A 25,432-nucleotide genomic window follows, 5' to 3' on the forward strand; every position below is an offset into this window, starting at 1 on the left:
AAGAGGAAAACGTCTATGCGCACTCTCGTTCTGAATGCCGGGTATGAGCCGTTGGCTGTAGTGAGCTTCCGGCGGGCGCTGGTGCTGGTGTTGGCAGGAAAAGCAAGCGTTGTTGCAGAAGACGGCGAACCAGTGGTTGGGCCCACGGAAATCCTTCCTCGACCATCAGTGATCCTGCTGCACCGATATGTGAAAGTTCCGTATCGGGAAGGCACCGTTGCCACCCGGCGCGGAGTCCTGCGCCGTGATGGTCACCAATGTGCCTACTGCGGCAAGGCTGCGTCCACCGTGGACCACGTCCTTCCCCGGGCCAGGGGCGGGGCGGACAGTTGGGAAAACCTGGTTGCATGCTGCCTGCGGTGCAACAATGCAAAAGGCGACAGGACCCTCACCCAGCTGGGATGGCAGCTTAGGTTCCGGCCCCAGCCGCCGCGGGGAGCACGCTGGCAAATTCGCGAATTGGAACGGCCGGCACCGCAATGGAATCAGTTCCTCGATGCCGGCACCGCAGCCTGATGGAGCCCAATACCTGGGGGTTGGGCCATCTGGCCGGACACAATGCCATTATTCTTGCCGGCGGGAGATCCTCCAGGCTCGGCGGAACACCGAAAGCTCTGCTGGAGTCTTCCGGCCGCACGCTTCTGGCAGTTGCGCTGGAGGCTGCGTCCGGGGCACGCAGCTGCGCCGTAGCGGGGCCGCCGGAGCTGTCCGCTGCCGTGGAGGCATCCGGTGTTCCTGCGCAATTGGTCCGGGAGGACCCGCCGTTCTCGGGCCCGGCAGCCGCCGTAGCCGCAGCATGGACTGCGCTGGCGTCACGGGATGAGTTCACGGGGGCAACCCCGCCCGAATGGACGCTGGTCCTTGCCTGCGACATGCCGTTCATCTCTGCGGCAGTAACGGCGCTCCTCCTAGAAGCAGGCAACCCGGCAGACGACAGTCCTGAAGGGAGCCGACCGCCCCAATCCCTCCTCTGCGTTGACGAATCCGGAAGATCCCAGCCGTTGGCCGGACTGTATCGAACGGCTGCCCTGGGTGCCGCCGTCAGCTTCTTCGACAGGCCTGGCGGACTGGAAAACCTTTCAATGAAGCGGCTCCTTGCTAGGGTGCAATGGAGGAACGTTGCGGTGCCGCCCCACAGCACAGCGGACATTGACACCTGGGAGGACGCGGGCCGCTGGTCAGTGAAACCCGGAACCGCCGGGGACCCGGATGCGCCCGCGGCGTTGAACTAGCGTGCAGATATGCGCCGATAAAGGAGCAGGAAATGGCAAGCCAGGAAGAGGAACTCGAAGCGTGGTGCGGCAGACTGCTCACCTCCTTGGAGCTTGAAGACACCACAGTGGATGTTGGCGCAGTGTTGCAGCTGGCCTCCGTTGCAGCGCACACCGTAGTCCGCCCGGCTGCTCCGCTGACCACCTTCATCGCGGGATTCGCGGCAGGCCTGGCCGCCGGGAGCGGCCAGGCCGACGACACCGCCGCCATGGGCGCAGCGATGCGCGCGGCTGCCCGAGAATGCAAAAACTACGGTGAAACCGGAGATACTGATGACCACTGACAACTCAACGCCCGTCATACTTCCGCTGCAGCCGAACGCAGCGTGGGAACATGCCCGTAGCTCCGCATACTCCGCAGGACGGCCGCTTCCCTATGAAACAGTCCCGCTGGCCGAGGCACTGGGGCAAATCCTCGCGCTGGATACAACGGCGCTGCAACCGGTTCCCCACTATGCCTCCTCTGCGATGGACGGCTGGGCCGTATCCGGTCCGCCGCCCTGGCAGCTGGTGACCCACGAAGAACCCCGGGCGGAGCGCTGGCAGATCCACAAGGAATCAGGGCGCCGCCCGCTGCAGCCCGGACAGGCCGTGGCCATCCTCACCGGCGGAATGATTCCTGCCGGGGCAAGCAGTGTGCTTCGCTCCGAAAGCGGTGTTGTCTCCGGCGGTGACAAGCTCACCCTCAGCTCCAGCGCCCGAGGAGACGAACCCAGCGTCGGCGAGCACATCCGGCCGGCGGGGGAAGAGGCGGCGGCCGGCGAAGTCACCATTACACGGGGCACCGTGCTCAACCCGGCACACATTGCCCTGGCAGCTGTGTGCGGGCATGACACCTTGCCGGTGCTGCGCCCTCCCCGGGTGTCCCTCCTGCTGACCGGTGATGAAGTCATTGAGTACGGTCTTCCGGAAGCCGGCCAGGTGCGGGATACTTTCGGCCCCCAGCTGCCCCAGCTGGTGACCATGCTGGGCGGCCGCATGGATGTGGTGAGGCGTCTCTCGGACCGTTATGAAGACGTTGTGGCGGCATTGAGCTCCGACGCCACGGACGAGATGTCCATCGCGATGTCCTCCGGAGACGTGCTGATCACCACCGGAGGTACCGGCCGGTCTGAGGCCGACCACCTGCGCCAGGCGCTGGAGGACATGCAGGCTGAGATGCTGATCGACGGCATCGCCATGCGCCCCGGACACCCCACCATGCTGGCACGCCTTCCCGACGGACGTTTGCTTGTGGCGCTTCCCGGCAATCCGCTGGCTGCCATGATGGCGGTCTTCACCGTCCTCCAGCCGCTTCTGGACGGGCTCCGCGGCGCTCCGCTCCCGCCTGAACGGCATGTGCTCGCCGGAGTGGATATCGAGCCGCTGCCGGGACGGACGCGGCTTATTCCGTGCCGGATCGAGAACGGTAGGGCGGTGCCGTCGCCGTACTTCCGATCGGGAATGCTTCGGGGGATCGCGGACGCTGATGCGGTGATGGTGGTCCCCGAGGCAGGGTGCACCACTGACGAAGCCGTTACCGCGCTGCCGCTGCCCTGGACGGTAGAGCAGCCTCCGGCACGTTAGGGCAGGTGCGGCACACCGGACGGGCAGCCGCCACGGTGGAAGAGCAGGCAGTGGTTGGATAAACCGGTTGCTAAAAGCGGGTGTGTCTAAGGAGAGAGTATGGGACGGGTTACCAGACGCGGTCAGATTACGAAATTCCGGACGGACGGAACAGTCACCAAGCGCGAGGACGTACTGGCCGGCGAAGAGCCGTTGGAGATCAGGGTGGGCGGCCGTTCGTTCACCGTGACGATGAGGACGCCGGGCGACGATTTCGACCTGGTTGCAGGGTTCCTGGTTTCAGAAGGCATCATCTGGGAACCGGGACAGCTGGTCAGCCTGCGCTACTGCGCCGGCGTCGACGACTCCGGGCAGCAGACCTTCAACGTGGTGGATGTGCAGTTGCGGCCCGGCACCGCCCTGCCGGACACCACGATGGAGCGCCACGTCTACACCTCAAGTTCGTGCGGTATCTGCGGCACCGCCTCCATAGAAGCGGTTCGCAAGTCGTCCCATTTTTCGGTGGGCGACGACGACGTCCGGGTGCCGCTGCGGATCCTGGCCGGGCTGCCGGAACAGCTCCGGCAGAAACAGAAGGTCTTTGACCGCACCGGTGGCGTGCACGCCGCCGGATTGTTCACTGTCCAAGGTGAGCTGTTGTGCCTGCGTGAAGATGTTGGGCGCCACAACGCCGTCGACAAGGTGGTTGGCTGGGCCCTGCGTGCCGGAATGCTGCCGCTGCGCGGGACCGTGCTGCAGGTTTCCGGCCGGGCATCCTTTGAGCTGGTGCAGAAGGCGCAGCTGGCCGGGATTCCGGTGCTGGCGGCGGTGAGTGCGCCGTCGTCGTTGTCGGTGGAACTGGCCCAGGACGCCGGAATGACCGTGGTTGGTTTCAGCCGCGGATCGTCCTTGAACTGCTATTCGTATCCGGAACGGATTCTGGCCTGAGAAAGACCGGTCAGCAGGCGGGGATCTGGACCGTGACCGTAGTGCCGCGGCCCAGGGTTGAATCGATGTCCAGCTCCCCGCCGTGCTGGAGCACGATGTCCTGAACGATAGCCAGGCCAAGGCCGGTGCCGGGGATGGCGGCCGAGGTGGCGTTGGAGGCCCGGAAAAAGCGCCGAAACAGCTTGGGCAGGTCCGCTTCCGGGATGCCGATGCCGTTGTCCACAATTTGAACCCTGATCTGGCGTCCGGCGTCCATGGCCACCATTTTGCTGCACACGTTAACAGTCCCGCCGGGAAGGGTGAACTTCACGGCATTCGACAACAGGTTCGTAAAGACCTGTTCCAGCTGGGCTTTGTCCCCCCGCACCACATGCGCCGCCGGCAGCAGCCCGAGTTGCAGCGTAATCCCGCTGGCAGCGGCAGCGGGAGCAAGGGACGCAGCCACGGTATCCAGCAGTTCACGGAGGTCCAGATCCTCCAACGCCAGACCTGCATGGGCATCCGTGCGCGAAATGGTGAGCAGATCGGAAATGAGCTGATCCAGCCTGGCGGCATTGCGCCCAACTATTTCCAGCATCTGCCTGGTTTTCGGCGGAATGTCTTCTCCAGAGCCCTCGAGGATTAGCTCAAGGTAGCCGGTAATCGATGTTAGCGGGGTCCGCAGCTCGTGATTCACTGTGGCAACGAAGTCAGTCTTGGCCCGATCGAGTTCCCGCAGCCGCGCCAACACCTCACGCTGGGCCGTAATGACGTGCCCCTGCACCAGTCCGTGAGCCAGATTCCCGCATACGTGCTGGATGAGGGAAAGTTCTGTCCGGCTCCACCTCCTGGGTCCGGTGGTGCCGGCAATCCAAACATAGCCAAGCACCTGATCCCCGTGGCCCAGCGGAGCAAAGACCGATGTCCGCACAGCGGCAGGCACGCGGGCCGGGAACATGTCGCTCTCGGGATCGTCGGAGCAGAGGTGGTCCTCAATCCGAAGAACAGCTTCACGATCCCATAACGAGGAACTGAGGATTGAGGTTTCGGTCAGGGGAAGCCGAGGTAGGCCGGCTGTTCCGCTGGTCATGCTCCAGGACGCTGCCACCTCGGGAACACGCTCGTCCTGGAACGTCTCAATCCTGACGTGGCAGGCGCCAAACGCCTCGCCGAGCCCCTGAACGGCAAGGGCAGCCATCTGCTGGGGGTCGTTGGTTCCCCGCAGCGCGGCGGACACGGCCCGGGCTTTGTCCCGGAGACGGGCCGCGGCGACCTTGCGGCGGCGGGTGGCCCGGGTGCCTGCCAGGATAAGGGCCACGCGGTTGGCCAGATCCGTGCTTTGGACGCTGCCGGCTACAAAGTGGGTGATGCTCAGCTGGACCATGGTTTCAATGTCCAGCTCTTCATCGCCGGCCAGCAGGATGACCGGCAGCGAGGCCACGGAGGGTTCCTGCCGCAGCCGGCTCAGGTGTTCAGGCCCTGTTGCCGCCAGCATTTCCGCGTCGACAACTGCCAGCACCACATCGCCTTCAAGGATGGCGCTGACGACTTCGTGCTCAGACTCCACATGCACGGGAACGAGGCCCGCTGCCAGCAGGACGGCCTCCGCTGTGTCCCGGAGATCGGCGCTGCGGACCGCCACTACCGCGCACTGTTCACCGGCATCACCGGATGTTTCCGGCAGCGGTAGGAGAGCCGTGGGCATGGATGCCTTTCGTTGTGTGCCGAGCTCCCGAGGAGGACCCGGCGAAAGGAATCCTACCAGCGCGCACACTTATTGGTGTGTCTGCCGTCACTGTGGGGTTTTGGTTCCATCGGGCCCCGGGTTGGAGACGCTGTCCGGGACATTGGACCCGGCATCCGGTGTCAGTGCCGAGGCTTAAGCTGGAGAGGGTCAACAACATAAGGACAGATCATGAGCATGGAAAGCGCGGCCTGGAGTTCTCTTCATAAAATCTCCACCGCCAAGGGCAGCACCAACAAGATCTCCAAGGAAACCCTCAAGCGGATAGTCACGTTTGCTTCTCCCTACAAGAAGCAACTGATCGGCTTCATCCTGCTGTCCACCCTTGGTGCTTTTCTGGCAGTTGCCACGCCGGTGCTGGCAGGAGAAGTTGTCAATGCCATCGTGGCGCGCTCGGCGACGGGCGTGGTCATCCAATTGGCGGCGCTCATCGGGGCAGTGGCAGTGGCGGATGCTGCGGTGTCCCTGGCTACCCGCTGGTTCTCGTCGCGGATCGGTGAGCAGGTCATCCTGGACCTAAGGACCGCCGTCTTTGATCATGTGCAGAAAATGCCGATCGCCTTCTTCACCCGCACCCGGACAGGTGCCTTGGTCAGCCGGTTGAATAATGACGTCATTGGAGCCCAGCAGGCCTTCAGTGGAACCCTCTCCGGCGTCGTCAGCAATGTCGTGGCCCTGGTCCTGACTCTGATCGTCATGCTCAACACCTCCTGGCAGGTGACCGTGCTGGCGATGCTGCTGTTGCCGGTGTTCCTGATCCCCGCCCGCCGAATGGGCGGAAAACTTGCTTCGCTGCGCCGTGAGGCGGCCAACCACAACGCGTCCATGGGCACGCAGATGACTGAGCGGTTCTCGGCACCCGGTGCCACGCTGGTGAAGCTGTTCGGCCGGCCTGAGCAGGAATCAACCGAGTTCTCGGTACGGGCAGCCCGGGTACGGGACATTGGCGTGAAAATGGCCATGATGCAGGCAGTTTTCGTCACTGCTCTGACCCTGGTTTCCGCCCTGGCTCTGGCCCTGGTCTATGGGCTGGGCGGCTACTTTGCCCTGACCGGGCGGCTGGACACAGGCGATGTGGTGACGCTTGCGTTGCTGCTGACCCGGCTCTATGCACCGCTGACGTCGCTGGCCAATGCCCGGGTGGAAATCATGAGCGCGGTGGTGAGTTTCGAGCGCGTTTTCGAAATCCTCGACCTCAAGCCGCTGATTCGTGAGAAGGAGAACCCGGTTCCGGTTCCGGAGGGTCCGCTGGCTGTGGAGTTTGACGACGTCCGGTTCGCCTATCCGACGGCGGACAAAGTGTCGCTGGCATCGCTGGAGGATGTTGCGGTGCTGGATTCCCGCGGCGGCGAAGAAGTGCTGCACGGCATTTCGTTCCGGGTGGAGCCGGGCCAGACGGTTGCCCTGGTGGGCACTTCCGGTGCCGGCAAATCCACCATTGCCCAGCTGCTCTCCCGGCTGTACGACGTCGATTCCGGAGCCGTGCGCTTTTCCGGGACCGATGTCCGGGACGTCAGTTTCGCTTCCATCCGGCAGGCGCTGGGAATGGTCACCCAGGACGGGCACCTGTTCCATGAAAGCATCCGCTCCAACCTGCTCCTAGCCAATCCGGAAGCCAGCGAGGAACAGGTGTGGGATGCGCTGCGGCGCGCCCGCCTCGAGGACCTGATCCGCTCCCTTCCCGACGGCCTGGACACCATGGTGGGGGAGCGCGGCTACCGGCTGTCGGGCGGAGAGCGCCAGCGGATGACGATCGCCCGGCTGTTGCTGGCCCAGCCCCGGATCGTCATTTTGGACGAAGCGACTGCGGCTTTGGACTCCACGTCCGAAGCCGCCGTGCAGGCTGCCCTCGGGGAAGCGCTGGAAGGCCGCACCGCCGTCGTCATTGCGCACCGGTTGTCCACCATTCGCAACGCGGACAAGATTCTGGTGATTGAGGGAGGCCTCATCGCGGAGCAGGGCACCCACACTGAGCTGTTGGCGCTGGGGGGACGCTACGCGGAGCTGCACGGCACGCAGTTTGCGGTGGAAACGGTGCAAGCCGTGGACGCGGGCGCTTCGGGCGGGGAACAGCCGACGGCACCGTAAGGAGATGCCCGGGGCATGGAAAAGCCCGGGGCGTGAAGGCTCCCGGGCACAAAAAGTGCCCCCGGCCGGAATCGAACCGACGACCTGCCCTTTAGGAGAGGGCCGCTCTATCCTACTGAGCTACGAGGGCGGACTGCCGGACTGGCCGGCAGGCGGTTATCAGCTTACCTGTTTCCGCGGCGGTGTTGTTGCAGGCATTACGGTCCGTGTTGTTCGGCGGGCTCTGTTGCCGCCGGCGGAACAGGATCGGCCAACGCGGCCTGATGAGCAGCATAGGCAGAGCGCATGTCTTCCATGAACCGGTGGACAGTTGCCAGTTCCTCCGTGGTGTACCGGTTCATGACCTCGTCGGTGAGCGCTCCGAGCGGCCCGAAGTACGCCCCCGCGAGCTGCATCGCCAGCGGTTCAAAATGAAGGGTTACTTTCCGGCGGTCCGCATGGTCCCGGTTGCGGTGGACGTGTCCGATCCGTTCCAGCCGGTCTATCACCGCAGTGGTGGCTCCGGTGGAAGTGCCCAGCTTGGCGCTTAGCCGGCCGGCCGTCAGAGCTTCATGCTTCAGCTCAGCCTCCATGATGAGGGTCAATGCCCGCATATCGGTGTTATTGAGTCCGTGCCGGTGCGCGAAAGTATCCGCCACGCGCTGCCCGTCAAGGCTCATGCCGCGGATGGCGTTGATGATGTTGCGCCGCAGGTCTATTTCTTCCACGGTCCTACTGTAACTCCACATTGAAGTATCTCTATAAGTGAGATACTTTTTGCTGGAGACAATTTTTAGTGCACCAGGAGCGAGCATGTACGCAGGGATAGTGAAGTCGGCCAAAGCGGCCTGGATTACGCTGCTGCTGAGCCTTGCGGTCGTCATTGGCCTCTTTGCTTTGCCGGCGCAGGAGAACGAGGCCTCCACAGTCGGAGGCCTCAGTGACAAATACCAAACCACGCAGGTCAACGAACTCCTCGAAGAGTTTCCCGATGCACAGACATCCACCGCACTGATCGTGGTGTCCCGGGAGGACGGCGGAGAACTGACCGACGCCGATCAGGCTGCGATCGCAGACATTAATGCCGCTGCCACGGAGCTGGGGGCCGTTGGCCCTCCTCCGCAGGTGCCGCCGATCGTGTCGGAAAACAAGCTGGTGGGTCTGGTTCCGGTCACCCTGAAAGCGGCCGCGGACGACGGCGATGCCGTTGCCGCCGAGGTGGAAAGCCTCCGCGGAAGCATTTCGGATGCTGCCCCCGAAGGCATCAAGGCTGAACTGACCGGCGGGGCGGCGTTCACTGCTGACCTGGCCGGTGTTTTTTCCGGAGCAAACTTCATTCTGCTGACCGTTACCGCCGGCGTCGTTGCGCTCCTGCTGCTCATCACCTACCGGTCACCGTGGCTTTGGCTGGTTCCCCTGGCCGTGGTGGCCACCATTGAACAGGCTGCCCTGAAGGTGGTGGACCTGCTGGCGCCGGTAGTGGGAATCGACGTTGATCCGTCCGCAGTGGGCATCACCAGCGTGCTGGTCTTTGGTGCTGCCACCAACTACGCCCTGCTGCTGATCGCCCGGTACCGCGAAGAACTGCGCATCCACGAGTCCAAGTACCAGGCCATGGGCAAAGCGCTCACCCGCACCCGGGAAGCGATTATCGCTTCCGGCGGCACGGTTATCCTGGCCCTGCTGGTACTGCTCTTCACCGATACCCTGAGCTACCGCGGCCTGGGCTTCTCCGCAGCCACCGGCATTGTGCTGGCCATCCTCAGCGCCCTGTTCATCCTGCCCGCAGCCCTGGTGCTGCTGGGCCGGAAGCTCTTCTGGCCGTTCGTGCCCAAGGTCGGCGACGCAGCCCGCGAAGGCAAATTCTGGGGGAAGCTCGGAGAGGCCACGGCCCGTGCGCCCAAGCGCATCGCCGGCACCGCCGTCGTCGTCCTGCTGGCGGCCGGCGCACTCCTGTTCAACGTCCAGATCGGCCTCAGCGAGAACGAACAGTTCACCGAGAAGCCGCAGGCCGTCACCGCAGCCGAAACCCTTGCCGAAGGCTTCCCCGCCGGCTCCACCTCGCCGGTTATTGTCCTGGTGAATACCGATTCAGCGGAAGCCGCGGCGGAAGAACTCGCCGCTGTTGAAGGCGTGTCCAGCGCCGACGTGGTCTCCGAAAACAACGGTGTGAGCCGCATCGACGTTGTAGACCAATACGAGCCCGGCACTGCCGAGGCCAACGCGTTCATTGAAGACCTGCGCAACGATCTGGCGGAAACCCCTGAATATGAAGCGCTGGTGGGCGGGGAAGCCGCCGAACGCGTGGACCAGCTGTCAGCAAACCAGCATGATCTGACCCTGGTGGTCACCTCGGTGATCATCCTGGTGTTCCTCGTTCTGCTGGTCCTGCTGCGCAGCATCGTGGCTCCGGTTCTCCTGGTGGCCTCAGTGCTCCTGACGTTCGTTGCCAGCACCGGCCTCAGCTGGGTGCTGTTCGTGAACGTGCTGGGCTTCCCGGCCCTGGACACGCTGACGCTGCTGTACTCGTTCATCTTCCTGGTGGCACTGGGTGTGGATTACAACATCTTCCTGACCACGAGGGCCCGAGAGAACGCCATGACCATGGGCACCAAGCAGGGCATGCTCAGCGCCCTTCGGTCCACCGGCGGCGTGATCACCAGTGCCGGCATCCTGCTCGCTGCCGTCTTCGCTGTCCTTGGCGTGCTGCCGCTGGTCACCCTGACCCAGGTGGGCATCACCGTGGCGATCGGCGTCCTGCTCGACACCCTGGTGGTGCGCACGGTCATCGTTCCGGCGCTGACCTTCATCCTGGGCGACAAGTTCTGGTGGCCGTCCAATCCGGCAGGCAAAGCCGGCACGGGAGGCCGGCACGAGGCACCTGCCTCGAGTGATGATTCGGGATCGGAGTCCCTGCCTGCACCCGCCGGCGCGCATCGGGCAACCACCCGCTGACGGTTCACCCGTAAGAAACAAAAAAGTGCCTGTCCGGACTATCCGGACAGGCACTTTGCTGCTTGAAGTCGATCGTGGGCGGCTAGGCTTTCGTCGAACCCTGGCTGTCCGCCGCGGGGGGACGGCGTTTGCTGAACACGGCAACCAGCGATGCCAGCAAGCTCAGGGCAAACAGGACCCAGCGCGCAATCGTCAGGGCGCTGGCCAGGGTCGCATCGGCACTGGTCAGGGTGTCCGCGCCAAGAGCCGCGTCAATGGCAACGTTTTCCCACAGATCCACAATGACAAAGAGGATGGGGGCGGCCCACAGAATCCAGCGTTTGACCCGTCCGCGGGCATTCAGCCCGATGATCAGAAGCCAGGTGAAGCCAAAGATCAGGGGAAAGATGGTGCCGGCTGTCTTGTGCACATAACTGAGCTGGCCGAGGGCATCGGCGTCCATGACCGAGCGCAGGTCCGCCAGGTACTCCATGCTGTAGCCGCCCACCAGCGAATCGGGCATGGCCATGCCACCGGAGAGCTGCGTCATCTGATCCAGCACCAGCAGGTGCAGGTAGAAGAACATGAATAAAGTGGTGGCAACCGCCGCCACCAGGATCAGATTGGCGTTGGACTTGGCCTGCTGCCCGGAGGGCGGAGTGGCCATATTCGCTGTATGCGGCGGGGCGACTGCATTCTCGCCGTGCTTGGCGGCCCGCTGTGCCGGAGTTTTTCCCATGCTTAACAGTATGGCCGCAGTGCGCAGCGGCCGATCTATGCCTTCCCGGTCCAGCAGCTGCTGGCGCTGTACGGGCTGCATGAACGGGGCTGCCCGCCTACATCATCATTGCGGGAGTCCTCACGTTCCTGCCGGCTATTTGCTCCTGGATCTGGCTGGAGCGGCCCATCATGCGCGCGGTCCGCCGGGCCGGAAAAGCTGCGGCACCGCACGCTGCCGTCCCGGAGCCTTCCGCCGGACCCGCCGCGCCGCTCATGCCGGCGGCCACCGCGGACGGAGTCCCGGAAACACCCGCCGCCGCAGCCGCCCAAGCCTGAGCCGGCCGGCCGCCGGCAGCCGTTCCTTTGGTTAGGTGATGGCGCCCGATAGGCTGGCCGAATGAGTGTTCACGCGACGAACGAAGATTTCTCCCTCGCGGCTTCCCTGGTGCGCGATGCCGGGGCACTGGCCCTGCGCATGCGCTCGGAGGGGCTGACCGCAACCGCCAAGACCACCGTGTCCGACGTCGTCACCGCGGCGGACCATGCTGCTGAAAAGCTGGTGGTGGAGCGGATCCGCGAGCTTCGCCCCGATGACGGAATAGTGGGGGAGGAAGGTGCCAGCGTTACGGGCACCTCCGGCAGATCCTGGGTGATCGACCCCGTGGACGGGACCTACAACTTCTTTGCCGGATCCACGTACTGGTGTTCCGCGATTGCCCTGAAGGCGGACGAGCCGGAATCACTGGACGGTGATCCTGACGTTCTGCTGGGAGCCATTTTCCAGCCGCAGGAAGACAGGCTGTGGCTCGGCGGCGAGGGACACCCCGCCACCCTCAACGGTGATCCGGTTCCGCCGCTGGAAGACGCATCCCTGGACCGGCTCAGCGCCGGAACCTACCTGCATCCCACCTGGCTGCTCCGCCCCGAAGTGGCCGGTCCCTGGACCGCTGCGGCTTCCCGGGCTGCCACCATCCGCATGCTCGGCTCGGGTTCCTGCGACCTCGGGGGAGTAGCGTCAGGCCGGCTGGGAGCCTGGTTCCAGCACAGCTGCCCGGAGTGGGACTGGCTGCCGGGCAAGGCCATTGTGCGGGCCGCCGGCGGAAGCACGGCCGTGGTTGAGGTGAACGGTTTCCGGTGGCACATCGCGGGTAGGGCGTCGGCGGTACGCGAAATCGAAGGCGCACTCATACGGGCCTGAACGGGGCCGGTCAGGCGCAGCCCACCACGGCAAAAGGCCAGCGCCGGAATGGTCGGCGCCAGCGCCTAGACTTAAGAACACCATGGACTATCTTTTTGATCCGTACTTTTCAGCCGCCAAGACCGACGCCGGCAAGCCAGGTTCCGCCGCCGCCGATTCCGCCGCGGACTCTCCTTCGCAGAACGGGCGCGGCGACGTCGAACGCCCGCACACGCCGTCGCGCGTTGATGAAAAGCGGGCAGCGGACCTGCTGCAGGGCCTGAATCCGCAGCAGGAAGAAGCAGTGAAGCATGCCGGCTCACCGCTGCTGATCGTGGCCGGAGCGGGATCGGGCAAAACCCGGGTGCTCAGCCATCGGATTGCTTATTTGATGGCCACGGGACGGTCCAACCCCGGCCAGATCCTAGCGATTACGTTCACCAACAAGGCCGCGGCGGAAATGCGCGAGCGCATCGAAACGCTGGTTGGCGGCGTCGCCAAGACCATGTGGATTTCCACGTTCCACTCCTCCTGCGTGCGCATCCTGCGCCGGGAGGCCAAGTCCGTGGGCATGAACTCCAATTTCTCCATCTATGACTCAGCGGATTCACTGCGCCTGATCACGCTGGTGGCCAAGGGCCTGGACCTGGACCCCAAGCGATTCACGCCCAAAATGATCATGCACAAGATCTCCGCCCTGAAGAATGAACTGATCGACGACGAGTCCTTTGCCGCCTCGGCCAACTACTCCGATCCGTTTGAACAGGCAGTCGCCGACGTCTACAAGGGCTACACGGAGCGCATGCGGTCAGCCAACGCCATGGACTTTGACGATCTGATCGCCCAGACGGTCTACATGTTCCGTGCGTTCCCCGGCGTGGCCGAGTATTACCGCCGGCGGTTCCGCCACATCCTCGTGGACGAGTACCAGGACACCAACCATGCGCAGTATGCGCTGGTGCGGGAGTTGGTGGGTGTGCCGGGTGAACACAACACGGTGGACATCCCGCCGGCCGAGCTCACTGTGGTCGGTGACTCGGACCAGTCCATTTACGCGTTCCGCGGAGCCGATGTGCGCAACATTGTCGACTTCGAGAAGGACTATCCAACAGCGCGCACCATCCTGCTGGAACAGAACTACCGGTCCACGCAAACCATCCTGAACGCGGCCAACGCAGTCATCTCCCGCAACCCGAACCGGCCGGAAAAACGCCTGTGGACGGCCGAGGGCAACGGCGAGAAGATTATTGGCTACGTGGGCGAAAACGAACACGAAGAAGCCCGGTTTATTGCCGAGGAAATTGACCGGCTGCAGGATGAAGAGGGTCTGCGCCCGGGCGACGTCGCTGTGTTCTACCGGACCAACGCACAGTCCCGCTCCCTCGAAGACGTCCTGGTCCGCGTGGGGCTGCCCTACAAAGTGGTCGGCGGCACCCGGTTCTACGAGCGCAAGGAAATCAAGGACGCGCTGGCCTACCTGCGCGTGCTGGTGAATTCCGACGACGTCGTGAACCTGCGCCGGATCCTGAACGAGCCCAAGCGCGGCATCGGTGACCGGGCCGAATATGCCGTAGCGGCCCTGGCCGAGCGGGAACGGATTTCCTTCATGGCCGCGCTCCGGCGTGCGGGGGAGGCCCCGGGGCTGGCCACCCGGTCACTCAACGCAGTCAACGGGTTCGTCAAGCTCATCGATGACCTGTCCGAGGTGGCGTCCGGCTCCGGTGCCGCGGCTGCCCTGGAAGCCGTGCTTGAACAGACGGGCTATCTGGCCCAGCTGCGTTCCTCCGCTGACCCGCAGGATGAATCGCGGGTGGAGAACCTTGCCGAACTGGTGGCAGTGGTCCGCGAATATGAGAAGGACAATCCCGAGGGCTCGCTGGGGGAGTTCCTGGAACAGGTCTCCCTGGTGGCGGACGCCGACTCCATCCCCGACGCGCCGGAGGGCTCGGCCGAGGAAGTGGCAGCCGCCGTCGAGGAGTCCCGCCGCCAGGGCGTGGTAACACTGATGACCCTGCACACCGCCAAGGGCCTGGAATTCCCGGTGGTCTTCCTGACCGGCATGGAGCAGGGGCTCTTCCCGCACCAGCGTTCGGCCACCGACCCTGCGGAGCTGGCCGAAGAGCGGCGGCTCGCTTACGTGGGGCTCACCCGTGCCCGGAAGCGCCTCTACATTACGCGTTCTGAAGTGCGGAGCATGTGGGGGCAGAGCCAGTACAACCCCGCCAGCCAGTTTGTCGGGGAGATCCCCGGGGAACTGATCGAGTGGAAGCGCGAAGGGATGGAACGGCCCGCCTGGGGCGGGAGCTCCGGAGCCGGGTCCAGCCGGTACGGCGGCTCGCACTGGGGTGCAGGGTCCGCGTCGGGCTCCGGCACCGGCGGCAACATTTCCGCTGCTCCCGTTGCCAAGGCCATTGGGCGGGTGCAGCCGCAGAAGGAAGTCATTTCAGTGGCGCCGGGGGACAAGGTCAACCACACATCCTTCGGGCACGGAACGGTGCTCGCGGTGGAAGGCTCCGGCGACAAGACGGTCGCCAAGGTGAAGTTCGACGTCGGCGAGAAGCGCCTGCTGCTGAGGTATGCACCGTTGACAAAGGAGTCTTAGGGGAAAGTAATCTGCGCCTCATACTCCACGGCAGCGGATTTCTACAAACCATAGAAGTGTGCGCTTAATCACTAAAGCGGTAGTCTATGGACGGCATTGAGCGCTGAGCGACTAAAGTTCCAGAGAGGCAGACCGGCTACATGCATCTGCTTCTGCGATCATTTGATCGAATGTAAACCTACTTCGACGTAGAAGGACACTAGCCCGTGGACCTGTTTGAATATCAGGCGCGCGATCTTTTTGAGGCGCACGGTGTACCCGTGCTTGCCGGAATCGTGGCGCACACTCCTGAAGAAGCAAAAGCTGCAGCCGAGAAGATTGGCGGCGTAGTTGTCGTCAAAGCACAGGTCAAGGTCGGTGGCCGAGGCAAGGCTGGCGGCGTCAAGGTCGCCAAGACCGCTGACGAGGCGTTCCAGTACGCCTCCGACATCCTCGGAATGGACATCAAGGGCCATACCGTCAACACCGTGATGATCGCCCAGGGCGCTGACATTGCCGAGGAGTTCTACTTCTCCGTTCTTCTGGACCGTGCCAACCGCAACTACCTGGCCATGTGCTCGGTGGAAGGTGGCATGGAAATTGAGGTCCTCGCCGTAGAGCGCCCCGACGCCCTGGCCCGCGTTGCCGTTGACCCCGCCGTGGGCATCGACCAGGCCAAGGCCGAAGAGATCGTCGACGCCGCCGGCTTCGCGCCGGAGCTGCGCGAAGGCGTCGTCAACGCGATCCTCAAGCTGTGGGATGTCTTCGTCAAGGAAGACGCCACCCTGGTGGAGGTCAACCCGCTGGTGCGCACCGGCGCCGGTGACATCGTTGCCCTCGACGGCAAGGTTTCCCTGGATGAAAACGCAGACTTCCGCCAGCCCGGCCACGCCGCGCTGGAAGACAAGGACGCTGCCGATCCGCTCGAGGCCAAGGCCAAGGCCAACGACCTCAACTACGTCAAGCTTGACGGCCAGGTTGGCATCATCGGCAACGGCGCCGGTCTGGTCATGTCCACGCTCGACGTCGTCGCCTACGCCGGCGAGAAGCACGGCAACGTGAAGCCGGCCAACTTCCTGGACATCGGCGGCGGAGCTTCCGCATCCGTCATGGCCGCCGGTCTGGACGTCATCCTGAACGACGAGCAGGTCAAGTCCGTGTTCGTGAACGTCTTCGGCGGCATCACCGCCTGTGACGCCGTCGCCAACGGCATCGTCAAGGCCCTGGAAATCCTGGGCGACGAAGCCAACAAGCCGTTGGTCGTCCGTCTGGACGGTAACAACGTCGAAGAAGGCCGCCGCATCCTCGCCGAAGCCAACCACCCGCTGGTCACGCTGGCCACCACCATGGACGAAGGCGCCGACAAGGCTGCCGAGCTCGCTTACGCCGCTCGCTGATCCAGAGCCTGTCGAACCTTTAGAAAGAGAATCCCCTTATGTCTATCTTTTTGAACAAGGACTCCAAGGTCATCGTTCAGGGCATCACCGGCGGCGAAGGAACCAAACACACCGCCCTGATGCTCAAGGCCGGAACCCAGGTTGTCGGCGGCGTTAACGCCCGCAAGGCCGGCACCACGGTCACCCACGGCGACGTGGAACTGCCTGTTTTCGGCACCGTCACCGAGGCCATGGACAAGACCAACGCAGACGTCTCCATCGTCTTCGTGCCGCCGGCCTTCACCAAGGACGCCGTCATGGAAGCGATCGACGCCGGCATCGGCCTCGTCGTCGTCATCACCGAAGGTGTTCCCGTCCAGGATTCCGCTGAGTTCTGGGCGCACGCCCAGTCCAAGGTGGATGCCGACGGCAACCAGGTCACCCGCATCATCGGCCCGAACTGCCCCGGCATCATTACCCCGGGCGAAGCACTGGTTGGCATCACCCCCAACAACATCACCTCCAAGGGCCCGATCGGCTTGGTCTCCAAGTCCGGCACCCTGACCTACCAGATGATGTACGAGCTGCGTGACCTGGGCTTCTCCACCGCCATCGGCATTGGCGGCGACCCCGTCATCGGCACCACGCACATCGATGCGCTGGCCGCATTCGAAGCTGACCCGGAGACCAAGGCCATCGTCATGATCGGCGAAATCGGCGGCGACGCCGAAGAGCGTGCCGCCGAGTTCATCAAGGCCAACGTCACCAAGCCGGTTGTCGGCTACGTGGCCGGCTTCACCGCTCCCGAAGGCAAGACCATGGGCCACGCAGGCGCCATCGTCTCCGGTTCCGCAGGAACCGCTCAGGCCAAGAAGGAAGCTCTTGAAGCTGCCGGCGTGAAGGTCGGCAAGACGCCGTCCGAGACCGCCACCCTGCTGCGCGAAGTCTACGCAGCGCTCTAACACGCACGCATCAGCCCCCGTCCGCCGGAGTACTTTCCGGCGGGCGGGGGTTTTTGTGCGCTTGGCTATATCCAGAAAGAACGTGATGTCCACAACTCTTACCCCCGCCTCCTCCGCACGGCAGGGCCGAAACCGCCACCGCGGTGTGCTGGGGCGTGCCTCCTGGATTGCCACCCTCGGTGGCTTCCTGTTCGGCTATGACACCGGTGTCATCAACGGGGCGCTGCCCTTCATGACGGAGGATCTGGGCCTGACCCCGTTCACGGAAGGCCTGATTACTTCAAGCCTCCTTTTCGGAGCAGCCTTTGGTGCCCTGGCCGCAGGCCAGCTCGCTGACCGGTTCGGCCGTCGCCGGCTGTTGATGGCCCTGGCCGCAGTCTTCCTCGCCGGTGCCCTCGGTACAGCGGCTGCCCCCACCGTGGGTTTGATGGTGGTGGCCCGCGTGGTGCTGGGTCTGGCCGTGGGCGGAGCATCCGCCGTCGTGCCCATGTTCCTGTCCGAAATTGCTCCCGCTGACCGGCGCGGACAAATGGTGACGCGGGACCAGCTGATGATCGTCACCGGGCAGCTGGCCGCTTTCACGGTCAACGCGGGCATCGGCAATGCATGGGGCGGGGAGACCCACGTCTGGCGGTGGATGCTGGCCGTGGCCTCGGTTCCGGCGATCGCCCTGTGGATCGGCATGAAGTTTGTGCCGGAAAGCCCGCGCTGGCTCGCCGCGCAGGGACGCTACCCGCAGATGATGGCGGTGCTGCAGAAAATCCGCAGCACTGAAGACGCGCAGACCGAGTACGACGGCGTCCGCGCCCTGGGTGCCGGCGAAGACACCCGGCGCGGTTCCTTCAAGGACTTCGCCGAACCCTGGCTGTTCCGGGTGCTGCTGATCGGCATGGGCATGTCCGTGGTCCAGCAGATCACCGGGGTCAACGCCATCGTGTATTACGGGACGCAGATCCTCGCCGACGCCGGATTCGGCACCGAAGCCGCGCTCACCGCCAACATCGCCAACGGCGTCGTCTCCGTTGCCGCCGCGATCCTGGGCATCTGGCTGCTGGGCAGGGTGGGCCGCCGTCCCATGCTGATCACCGGCCTGATCGGCACCTCCACGACGCTGCTGCTCATCGGCGTCGCCTCCATCACGATGCCCGAGGGGACGGCCCGCGGCTTCGTGGTGTTGTCCCTGACGGTGTTGTTCCTGGCCTTCCAGCAGGGTTCCATCTCTCCGGTCACCTGGCTGATGATCGCCGAAATCTTCCCGCTGCGGGTCCGCGGGCTGGGCATGGGATTGTCCGTTTTCGTGCAGTGGATGGCGAACTTCGCCGTCGGCTTCTCTTTCCCCATGCTGATGGCCGGCCTCGGAATATCCACTACGTTCTTCATCTTCGTGGCGCTGGGCCTTTGCGCGATTGTGTTCGTGAAGCACTTCATGCCCGAAACCCGGGGACGAAGCCTGGAGCAGGTGGAAGCACAGCTGCGCGCCGCCGGCACCAAGTAGCCGGGGCCCGGCTGAAGTGTCTCGATCCAGCACGGTGCTTCGAAGGGGTATGAAACGGCGGTCATGGCGGGACCTCGAGTTCATGGCGTCATTGGATGCGGTAACAGCGGCAGAGTCCTCTGCCGCTGTTACCGCATGGCAGGGCAGAAGACCTAGGGAACCACAGGGTAGGCGCCAACCGTCGGCACCGTGACCGACGCCGTGAAGCTGGTCAGGGCCGTCGCCTTCGGCAGTGCGTAGACGGACGTTGCCGGCGTCACCTGCAGCACCAGCCTGCTGGCGGACGTTACGGTGTAGGACACCTCTTCCAAGGGCACTGTCACCGTGCGTTCCCGGCCGTCCAGGATGAGGGGAACCGGGGTGACCTGGTTGCCCAGCACCAGCGACGCCCGGGACCTGTCGATGATCTGCGCATACACATGGGTGTTCCCCCGGGGTGCGTATCCGCGGTAGGTCAGGGTCAGCTGCGGAGCTCCAAAGACCGACGTCGTCACCGCCGGCGCGCTGATGGGCACGTTGACGGCCGACGGCGCCACGGCCGCCGCAACAACCGCGCCGCTGAGGGCAGCCGGCGTCAGCAGCAGCGGACCCTTGCCGGACCCGGTCAGCGACCCGGTGGCTGCCGGATAACCCGGAGCCGCGCGGGTCACGCCAAACTGGTCGATGAACTCGAACGCCGCTCCGGTATCCACCGGTGCATCCTGCAGATACTTGCCGAACCAGTTCAGCACAGCAGGAGTGATGCGGTCCGGTCCGGCCGTGGAGTTGCACAGACCGTGACCGCCGCAGAACTGCAGCATCTTGGTGGGGGTGCCGGCGCTGCTGATCAGTTCATAGTTGCGGGTGGCTTCGGAGAGCGTAAAGAGGGTATCCGCGGTGCCCTGGATGATCAGGGTCGGTGCCGTGATGGACGTGAACATCTCGTCCGGGGTGAGCGAGGCGAAGTACGCCACGGATTCGGAGCTGAGCCGGTTCGGATAGGTCAGCCCCTCCTTGCAGGCTTTGCGCACAGGCGCGGACAGTGCGCCCTGGTTGCCAACGAGCGAACCCAGCTGGCCCAGCGCGGTGCCTTCGGCGCAGAGCAACGCACCCCAGCCAGTCTTGAACGAGCCTTCTTTGTACAGGCTGGTGGTCAGGTCATTCCAGGCGATGGTGGGGGCGATGGCGTCTACGCGCGGATCCTGGGACGCCAGGACAAATTGGATGCCGCCGCCGTAGGAAGCACCTGCCATGCCAAGTACCGGATCCCCCGGGGCATCCAGGCGGGCCTCGGGCTGGGCCGCGATGTAATCCACGATGGCCTGGGCGTCCCGGCCCTCGTACTGCGGGTTGTTGATGTAGGCCTCGCCGCCGCTGAGGCCGAAGCCGCGCGGGTCCCAGGTCACCACGTTGTATCCGGCATCGCGCAGGGGAGCGATGCCGATGGAACCGATGAGTGTGCTGGTGGAAGTGACGGGGAGGCGTCCGCCGGGAAGCCCGAACCCTGGCCCAACCATTACGGTGGGCGCCTGCTGGCCGGAGGCAAGACCCGCGGCCGGAAAGAAGTTGGTGTGGATGGGAGTGCCGTCAAAACTCGTGATGACGACGTCGGTGCGGACGGCGGGTGCGGCTGCTTGAACCGGTGCCGCCCATACGGCGGGAGCCGCTGCCAGGGATGAGCCCAGCAGTCCTGCTGCTGCGGCCAGAATACCAAGATGCTTCCTCATAGGGACCTCATTGTCTCTGTGCGTGATTGTCGCAAAGCATGGCGTGGAGCGAGTTACCATTCGGTAACTTGTGGGAGGCTATGCAGAGGATTGAGGTACCGCAAGGAAGACGGTCAAATTGGGGCCAAATTAGGGGAATTAGCGGTTCCCGCTGCCGGGGAGTCTTCAGCCAGGTTCTGTCGTCAAGTACTCTCCCGCCTTCACATGAGCTGTTGCCTCCAGCCGAGACAGCAGAGGCCCGCGCAGCATTCTCAAGAATAATGCTGCGCGGGCCTCAGCTTCTGCTGGCTAGCTGCGCGGGCGCAGCGGTCCGCCGTCGCCCGCGGGCGTTCCGGCCTGCGCTGAACGCGCGGGCACGGGGGCGGGGGTGGCGGCGTCGTGCGTGGTGGCCTCGTGCTCATGCGTGGACAGGTCGAAGGTCGATCCGCCGTGCTCATCCACACCGGAGGCGATAGCCCGTTCAACCACTGACCTGGCCAGCCGGCGTCGCAGGGCCATCGGATCGCGGGTCAGGTCCTTGGCGAGGGCAACGGTCATCAGCAGCATGACGAGCGCGAACGGCAGCGCCGCCACGATGGTGATCCGCTGCAGGGCAGCCAGCGCCGTTGACGGATCGGCGTCGTCTCCCGCCAGGAGCATGACCGCCGCCACCGCACCGGTCAGGACACCCCAGAAGATGACGACGCCGCGGGCCGGCTTGTCAGACCCGTTGGAGCTCAGGGATGCCATCACAATGGATGCGGAGTCCGCACCGGTGACGAAGAAGATGCCCACCAGCACCATGGCCAGGATACCGACGGCCGCAGCAATCAGGTTGGGCATGGGCAGCAGGGCAAACAGCTCGAAGAGGGCTGCGTCCGAGCCGGCAGCCGCCGTCAGGGCATCTGCCTCACCCGGAGCGGCAGTCTGGGACGTGCCGATGGCGGCGCCGCCGAAAATCGAGAACCAGAGGACGGTGACCACGAAAGGAACCAGCAGGACGCCGCTGACAAATTGCCGGATGGTCCGCCCGCGGCTGATGCGGGCAATGAACATGCCAACAAACGGCGTCCAGGAAAGCCACCAGGCCCAGTAGAAGATGGTCCATCCGGAGAGCCAGGCACGCATGGATTCGTCGCCGACGGCCTCGGTGCGTGACGCCATCTCGGCCATGTTGCCGGCGTAGTCGGCAATGGCGGAGGGAATTACGTTAAGGATGAACAGGGTGGGGCCGGCGATAAACACGACGATCGCCAGCAGCAGTGCAAGGCCCATGTTGATGTTGGAGAGCCACTGGATGCCCTTGGAGATCCCGGACATGGCTGAGCCTACGAAGCACGCCGTCAGGATCGCGACGATGCCAACCAGGATGGGGGCGCCGACGGTGTCGACCCAGCCGGTTGATTCCATGCCGCTGCCAATCTGCAGTGCACCCAGGCCAAGGGAGGCCGCGGTGCCGAAGAGAGTCGCGAAAATGGCAAAAACGTTCAGCAGCTTGCCCAGTGGACCGTCAACCCGTGCCCGGCCAAAGAGGGAGGTGAAGGTGGAGGAAATGAGCTGCTTGCGTCCAAGCCGGTAGCTGCCGTAAGCCATGGCGATGCCAACAATTGCGTACATGGCCCAGGGATGCAGTCCCCAATGGAACATTGAAGTGGCCATGGCGGTGCGCAGGGCTTCCGGAGTCTGTCCGTCAACGGTGCCGGGAGGAGGCGAAACGTAGTGGAACAGCGGTTCCGCAACGCCGTAGAACATCAGGCCGATGCCCATGCCGGCAGCGAACATCATGGAGATCCAGGACAGTGTCTTGAACTCCGGTTCCTCATCGTCCTTGCCCAGCGGAATGTTGCCAAAACGGCCCAGGGCGAGCCACAGGACGTAAACCACGAAGAAGGACGCCAGCAGGACAAACAGCCAGCCGGTGTTGGCCATGACCCAGTCCAGAGCGGTCTGGGACGACCTGGCCAGCGAATCACCGCCCACGAATCCCCACAGGATGAAGGCAATGGCCAGTGCACCGGTGATTCCGAAGAGGACCTTGTCCAGTTTGGCCGGTACGTCGGCCTGGCGGGCAGCTTCATGCGCCCGTTCGGTTTCCAGGAGCTGCTGGAGCAGTTCCTGGTCCGGATCAGCTTCTGCAATCAGAGCGTCTTCCCCCGGGATGGCGGGGGGAATTTCAGTCGTGTTAGCCATAGGCCTTCCTAGATATTAACGGAAGAATGCCCGGTATTCGTAAGGATATTTCGGGCGGCTGGGATGAGGCGGCTGGTCCCGGAATTTGCAGGCATAAACTCTGCGGGCATGGCTTTTACCGGGTGATGAAAGCGACGCTGCCCCTCTTCTGCGTTTCTTCCGCACCTGATACGTAGTGATGCGTAGTCCTTCTTAGGCTTTCCCGGTTGTACATTCAAGTCAAATTGCGCAGGAGTAAAATTGTCCGGAAATTGCCCAAAAAAGGCTCACAACCGCGGACCTGTGCCGATTTCGGCCGGGGGCGGGGTGTGGAAACACACAGCACCTTTGTGATCGGGAGCTCAGGTAAATCAGAGGCAGGAACCCCGCCCGCTACAGTCCCCGCCGCGCGGCACCGTGGCTGCGCTCCAACCGCGCCAAGGCACGCATGCACTCATCTTCAGCGGCGCTCAGTTCCAGTGCCAATTGGTCTGCTCTGCTCTGTAGAAGGAGCACGGGAAGACTGGGCGGGCCGTTTCCGGCAGGCAAAGCGCCGGTTGGCGCCGGGCAGTTGTTCTCCTCCAGAAGCTCACCGGCTTCGGCCTGGAGCTCAAGGCGCTTCCGGTGGATTTCTTCGACAGCGCCCGCGAAGGCCCTCAGTGCCGAGGCTGCATGGGAGGCGGCTTGCAGTACTGCTTCCCCTGCGGTGCGGGGCAGGTCCATGCCGCCGCGGACCTGAAACTGTTCGGGGGCTTCATAGGCATCGGCCAAAAGCGACCACCTGGCATGTGCCCGCTGAAGGGAATCGTTGATGATGGAACCTCGGTGCAGGATGGCCGCTGCGCTTTCCTCAAGCTCCGAGGGGGCCGGCAAGCCCGCCGTAGCCGTCAGGTCGATGGAGGTGCTCATGTCAGTCCCCACTTTCGGCTGCCGGGGCCGGCATCGTATTCAGCCGGAGTCTCGGCGTCGGCGGGTATGGTCTGGCGGCCAATCAGCATCTGCGCGACGGGCAGCTCTGTGCCCACCCGGGGAACCTCCAGCGGGACAAGGGGGTAGTAATAATCCGGAGGAGGCAGGAAGCCCACGTCCGGCAGCCGATGCGGACAGGGGCAGCCCGGCACCGGCCAGAATCCCCAGAGCCAGGGAGATCTGTGTATGCCGGGCCCGTGGGGCCACCGGGGCAGCCCGGGGAACCACGGAGGACGCATCCACCGTGGCGGGCCCAGCCACCACGGCGGACGCCGCCACCACGGCAGCTGCATCCACCAGTACGGGATTCTCAGCAGCGGGTTCGGCAGGACGGGAAGGGGCTTCCGCGGCCAGACGGGCTTCCAGGGCGGCGGTCCGGGCAGAGGCACAACAGCTCCGCGTTCCGGCTCCGGCTCTTTGCCCGGGGGCGGTGACGGCAAAGGCCGGGGCAAGGGCACAGCGGGCGGAACCACCGAACCTCGATCCGGCTCGACACGCGGCCTGGCCTCCGGCACGGCCCCGGGAAGTACAGCGGGCAGCGTTTTCCCCGGGTTGCCGGAACCGGCAGCCGGCACAGCTGCTGCCGCTGCCTCGGCGCGCCTGCGCATCTCCTCATCGGCGGCGACGTACTCGGCAACCGCAGCCTTCACGGACTGAACGGCGCGGTCCGAGCTGACCAATCCGGAGCGGAGGTCATGGAACAGCGTTTCGGCCGCAAAGTTAGTGAAAGCCCGTGCCACCGGGCTGACGCCGAGCGAGGCTGTGACCGCGTCCACCCCGCCCTGGAGATCTGTTTGTTGGGTGACCAGCGAAGCGAGCTCTGCTTCCGTGTCCTGCAGGGCAGCCATGACCGCAGCGGTGTCAATGTTGTAGGCGGCCACGAGTTCCCCTTCCGATGCCCGGCGGCTGGCCGGTCAGCTCAATCTAACCGGTCCGGTTAGCCTCGGATACGGGAGCTTCCCGCCTGTGGAAAACCCCGGAGCTAGTGGCCGAAGACGTCCGAATCGGTCACTGGAGCATCAGTTTCCAGTGTGTCCAGCGCTGTCATCTCCTGGTCATCGAGCTCAAAATCGAAGATGTCCAGATTCTGCGCCATCCGTTCCGGGTTGGCGGACTTGGGGATGGTCACGATGCCGGACTGGATATCCCAGCGCAGCACCACCTGTGCCGGTGTCTTGCCGTATTTGGCGGCAAGTGTGCCGAGCAGGGGATCCTCCAGCAGCCGGCTGCCCTTGCCCAGCGGGCTCCATGCCTCGGTCAGCGTTCCGAGCCTGGCATTGGCCTCCCGGACATCCCTGCGCGGCCGGTAGGGGTCAAGCTGGATCTGGTTCACTTCCGGAACCAGACCGGCATCGGCCAGCGTCTGCAGATGGGCGGGCTTGAAGTTGGAGACGCCTACGGCTTTGGCCAGGCCTTCCTCCTGGACGGCCCGCATACCTCGGAAAGCGTCCACATAAGTGTCCTGTGCGGGATTGGGCCAGTGGATCAACAGCAAATCCACATAGTCCGTTCCCAGCCGTTGGGTGGCCGCCTCCACTGCCCGGCGAACGCCGTCGAAACTGTGCCATTCCTTGTTGAACTTAGTGGTGATGAAAGCTTCTGCGCGGTCCAGGCCGCTGCGGCGCAGGCCCTCACCCACACCCCTCTCATTGCGGTAGTTCTCTGCGGTATCAAAATGCCGGTAGCCCAGACTGATGGCGGTTTCCACAGCGCTCGCCGCCTGATCATCGTCGAGGGGCCAGGTTCCCAGTCCGATCTGGGGGATGAGGGAGCCGCTGCGGAGCGGGAGGAGGGGCACAGAAGTATTCAT

At 64.3% G+C, this 25,432-nt stretch carries 20 protein-coding genes and 1 tRNA gene; 12 read left to right on the forward strand and 9 right to left on the reverse strand.

Annotated elements, in window-relative coordinates:
• Positions 1–15: 15 nt before the first annotated feature.
• The 5 genes from KG104_RS02615 (at position 16) to fdhD (ending at position 3,764) form a co-directional block, all read left to right on the forward strand.
• Positions 16–516 (forward strand): HNH endonuclease, encoded by a 501-nt coding sequence (locus KG104_RS02615; protein WP_104056105.1) that lies wholly within the window; start codon positions 16–18, stop codon positions 514–516.
• Positions 516–1,232: a molybdenum cofactor guanylyltransferase gene (gene mobA / locus KG104_RS02620; protein ID WP_237687277.1), complete on the forward strand. Its 717-nt coding sequence runs from the start codon at positions 516–518 to the stop codon at positions 1,230–1,232. Before KG104_RS02615 ends, mobA begins: the two co-directional genes overlap by 1 nt.
• A gap of 32 nt (positions 1,233–1,264) precedes the next feature.
• On the forward strand, positions 1,265–1,555 hold the full coding sequence (locus tag KG104_RS17950) for a DUF6457 domain-containing protein (RefSeq protein WP_237687278.1): 291 nt from the start codon (positions 1,265–1,267) through the stop codon (positions 1,553–1,555).
• Entirely contained in the window at positions 1,545–2,837 is a 1,293-nt protein-coding gene (locus KG104_RS02625) for a molybdopterin molybdotransferase MoeA (RefSeq protein ID WP_104056107.1), read from the forward strand. Before KG104_RS17950 ends, KG104_RS02625 begins: the two co-directional genes overlap by 11 nt.
• Positions 2,838–2,936: 99 nt before the next feature.
• Positions 2,937–3,764 carry a formate dehydrogenase accessory sulfurtransferase FdhD gene (gene fdhD / locus KG104_RS02630; RefSeq protein ID WP_104056109.1) on the forward strand — a complete coding sequence of 276 codons (828 nt, stop codon included), beginning with the start codon at positions 2,937–2,939 and terminating at the stop codon, positions 3,762–3,764.
• A 10-nt stretch (positions 3,765–3,774) separates the two neighbouring features.
• Here the strand turns inward: fdhD and KG104_RS02635 are convergent, their stop codons facing one another.
• A complete protein-coding gene (locus tag KG104_RS02635) occupies positions 3,775–5,448 on the reverse strand; it encodes a sensor histidine kinase (RefSeq protein ID WP_207348517.1) in 1,674 nt (557 codons plus the stop codon).
• Between the two features lie 210 nt (positions 5,449–5,658).
• Between KG104_RS02635 and KG104_RS02640 the strand changes: the two genes are divergently transcribed.
• Entirely contained in the window at positions 5,659–7,575 is a 1,917-nt protein-coding gene (locus KG104_RS02640) for an ABC transporter ATP-binding protein (RefSeq protein WP_207348518.1), read from the forward strand.
• A gap of 56 nt (positions 7,576–7,631) precedes the next feature.
• Here the strand turns inward: KG104_RS02640 and KG104_RS02645 are convergent.
• Positions 7,632–7,705: transfer RNA gene (locus KG104_RS02645), tRNA-Arg, on the reverse strand.
• Positions 7,706–7,772: 67 nt separating this feature from the next.
• The gene (locus KG104_RS02650; RefSeq protein WP_207348519.1) at positions 7,773–8,282 is read right to left on the reverse strand and encodes a MarR family winged helix-turn-helix transcriptional regulator; all 510 of its coding nucleotides are present in this window, start codon (positions 8,280–8,282) and stop codon (positions 7,773–7,775) included.
• 85 nt (positions 8,283–8,367) lie between these two features.
• Between KG104_RS02650 and KG104_RS02655 the strand changes: the two genes are divergently transcribed.
• Entirely contained in the window at positions 8,368–10,509 is a 2,142-nt protein-coding gene (locus KG104_RS02655; protein WP_207348520.1) for an MMPL family transporter, read from the forward strand.
• An 82-nt stretch (positions 10,510–10,591) separates the two neighbouring features.
• On the opposite strand, the gene KG104_RS02660 is transcribed toward KG104_RS02655, so the two are convergent.
• Positions 10,592–11,227 (reverse strand): hypothetical protein, encoded by a 636-nt coding sequence (locus KG104_RS02660; protein WP_207348521.1) that lies wholly within the window; start codon positions 11,225–11,227, stop codon positions 10,592–10,594.
• Positions 11,228–11,605: 378 nt separating this feature from the next.
• Here KG104_RS02660 and KG104_RS02665 point away from each other — a divergent pair, with 378 nt between their 5' ends.
• The 5 genes from KG104_RS02665 to KG104_RS02685 all read left to right on the forward strand — a co-directional run bounded on the left by KG104_RS02665 (position 11,606) and on the right by KG104_RS02685 (position 18,799).
• Positions 11,606–12,406 (forward strand): inositol monophosphatase family protein, encoded by an 801-nt coding sequence (locus tag KG104_RS02665; protein ID WP_104056124.1) that lies wholly within the window; start codon positions 11,606–11,608, stop codon positions 12,404–12,406.
• Positions 12,407–12,488: 82 nt separating this feature from the next.
• Positions 12,489–14,987, forward strand: coding sequence for a DNA helicase PcrA (gene pcrA, locus KG104_RS02670; protein WP_207348522.1), 2,499 nt, complete (start codon positions 12,489–12,491; stop codon positions 14,985–14,987).
• Positions 14,988–15,193: 206 nt separating this feature from the next.
• A complete protein-coding gene (sucC, locus tag KG104_RS02675) occupies positions 15,194–16,363 on the forward strand; it encodes an ADP-forming succinate--CoA ligase subunit beta (RefSeq protein ID WP_104056128.1) in 1,170 nt (389 codons plus the stop codon).
• Between the two features lie 38 nt (positions 16,364–16,401).
• Entirely contained in the window at positions 16,402–17,304 is a 903-nt protein-coding gene (sucD, locus tag KG104_RS02680; protein WP_104056130.1) for a succinate--CoA ligase subunit alpha, read from the forward strand.
• Positions 17,305–17,389: 85 nt separating this feature from the next.
• Positions 17,390–18,799, forward strand: a complete 1,410-nt coding sequence (locus KG104_RS02685) for a sugar porter family MFS transporter (RefSeq protein WP_207348523.1) — start codon at positions 17,390–17,392, stop codon at positions 18,797–18,799.
• Between the two features lie 152 nt (positions 18,800–18,951).
• Here the strand turns inward: KG104_RS02685 and KG104_RS02690 are convergent, their stop codons facing one another.
• From KG104_RS02690 to KG104_RS02710, 5 genes are all read right to left on the reverse strand, one after another.
• Positions 18,952–20,505, reverse strand: coding sequence for an alpha/beta hydrolase (locus KG104_RS02690; protein ID WP_207348524.1), 1,554 nt, complete (start codon positions 20,503–20,505; stop codon positions 18,952–18,954).
• Between the two features lie 288 nt (positions 20,506–20,793).
• Complete coding sequence (locus KG104_RS02695) at positions 20,794–22,674, reverse strand: BCCT family transporter (RefSeq protein ID WP_207348525.1); 1,881 nt, start codon at positions 22,672–22,674, stop codon at positions 20,794–20,796.
• A 372-nt stretch (positions 22,675–23,046) separates the two neighbouring features.
• Positions 23,047–23,562: a hypothetical protein gene (locus KG104_RS02700; RefSeq protein WP_207348526.1), complete on the reverse strand. Its 516-nt coding sequence runs from the start codon at positions 23,560–23,562 to the stop codon at positions 23,047–23,049.
• Entirely contained in the window at positions 23,559–24,503 is a 945-nt protein-coding gene (locus tag KG104_RS02705) for a DUF6507 family protein (RefSeq protein WP_207348527.1), read from the reverse strand. The genes KG104_RS02700 and KG104_RS02705 overlap by 4 nt, the downstream gene beginning before the upstream one ends.
• Positions 24,504–24,604: 101 nt before the next feature.
• Positions 24,605–25,432: an aldo/keto reductase gene (locus KG104_RS02710; protein ID WP_207348528.1), complete on the reverse strand. Its 828-nt coding sequence runs from the start codon at positions 25,430–25,432 to the stop codon at positions 24,605–24,607.

It is taken from the genome of Arthrobacter sunyaminii, from assembly GCF_018866305.1.
Classification (GTDB): domain Bacteria; phylum Actinomycetota; class Actinomycetes; order Actinomycetales; family Micrococcaceae; genus Arthrobacter_B; species Arthrobacter_B sunyaminii.

Coding starts and splice junctions, on each gene's coding strand:
- KG104_RS02685 (WP_207348523.1), top strand. CDS start 17,390: ATGTCCACAACTCTTACCCCCGCCTCCTCCGCACGGCAGGGCCGAAAC.
- KG104_RS17950 (WP_237687278.1), top strand. CDS start 1,265: ATGGCAAGCCAGGAAGAGGAACTCGAAGCGTGGTGCGGCAGACTGCTC.
- KG104_RS02690 (WP_207348524.1), bottom strand. CDS start 20,505: ATGAGGAAGCATCTTGGTATTCTGGCCGCAGCAGCAGGACTGCTGGGC.
- KG104_RS02700 (WP_207348526.1), bottom strand. CDS start 23,562: ATGAGCACCTCCATCGACCTGACGGCTACGGCGGGCTTGCCGGCCCCC.
- sucD (WP_104056130.1), top strand. CDS start 16,402: ATGTCTATCTTTTTGAACAAGGACTCCAAGGTCATCGTTCAGGGCATC.
- KG104_RS02635 (WP_207348517.1), bottom strand. CDS start 5,448: ATGCCCACGGCTCTCCTACCGCTGCCGGAAACATCCGGTGATGCCGGT.
- KG104_RS02615 (WP_104056105.1), top strand. CDS start 16: ATGCGCACTCTCGTTCTGAATGCCGGGTATGAGCCGTTGGCTGTAGTG.
- KG104_RS02625 (WP_104056107.1), top strand. CDS start 1,545: ATGACCACTGACAACTCAACGCCCGTCATACTTCCGCTGCAGCCGAAC.
- pcrA (WP_207348522.1), top strand. CDS start 12,489: ATGGACTATCTTTTTGATCCGTACTTTTCAGCCGCCAAGACCGACGCC.
- KG104_RS02640 (WP_207348518.1), top strand. CDS start 5,659: ATGAGCATGGAAAGCGCGGCCTGGAGTTCTCTTCATAAAATCTCCACC.
- KG104_RS02665 (WP_104056124.1), top strand. CDS start 11,606: ATGAGTGTTCACGCGACGAACGAAGATTTCTCCCTCGCGGCTTCCCTG.
- KG104_RS02655 (WP_207348520.1), top strand. CDS start 8,368: ATGTACGCAGGGATAGTGAAGTCGGCCAAAGCGGCCTGGATTACGCTG.
- KG104_RS02695 (WP_207348525.1), bottom strand. CDS start 22,674: ATGGCTAACACGACTGAAATTCCCCCCGCCATCCCGGGGGAAGACGCT.
- mobA (WP_237687277.1), top strand. CDS start 516: ATGGAGCCCAATACCTGGGGGTTGGGCCATCTGGCCGGACACAATGCC.
- KG104_RS02710 (WP_207348528.1), bottom strand. CDS start 25,432: ATGAATACTTCTGTGCCCCTCCTCCCGCTCCGCAGCGGCTCCCTCATC.
- KG104_RS02660 (WP_207348521.1), bottom strand. CDS start 11,227: ATGGGAAAAACTCCGGCACAGCGGGCCGCCAAGCACGGCGAGAATGCA.
- fdhD (WP_104056109.1), top strand. CDS start 2,937: ATGGGACGGGTTACCAGACGCGGTCAGATTACGAAATTCCGGACGGAC.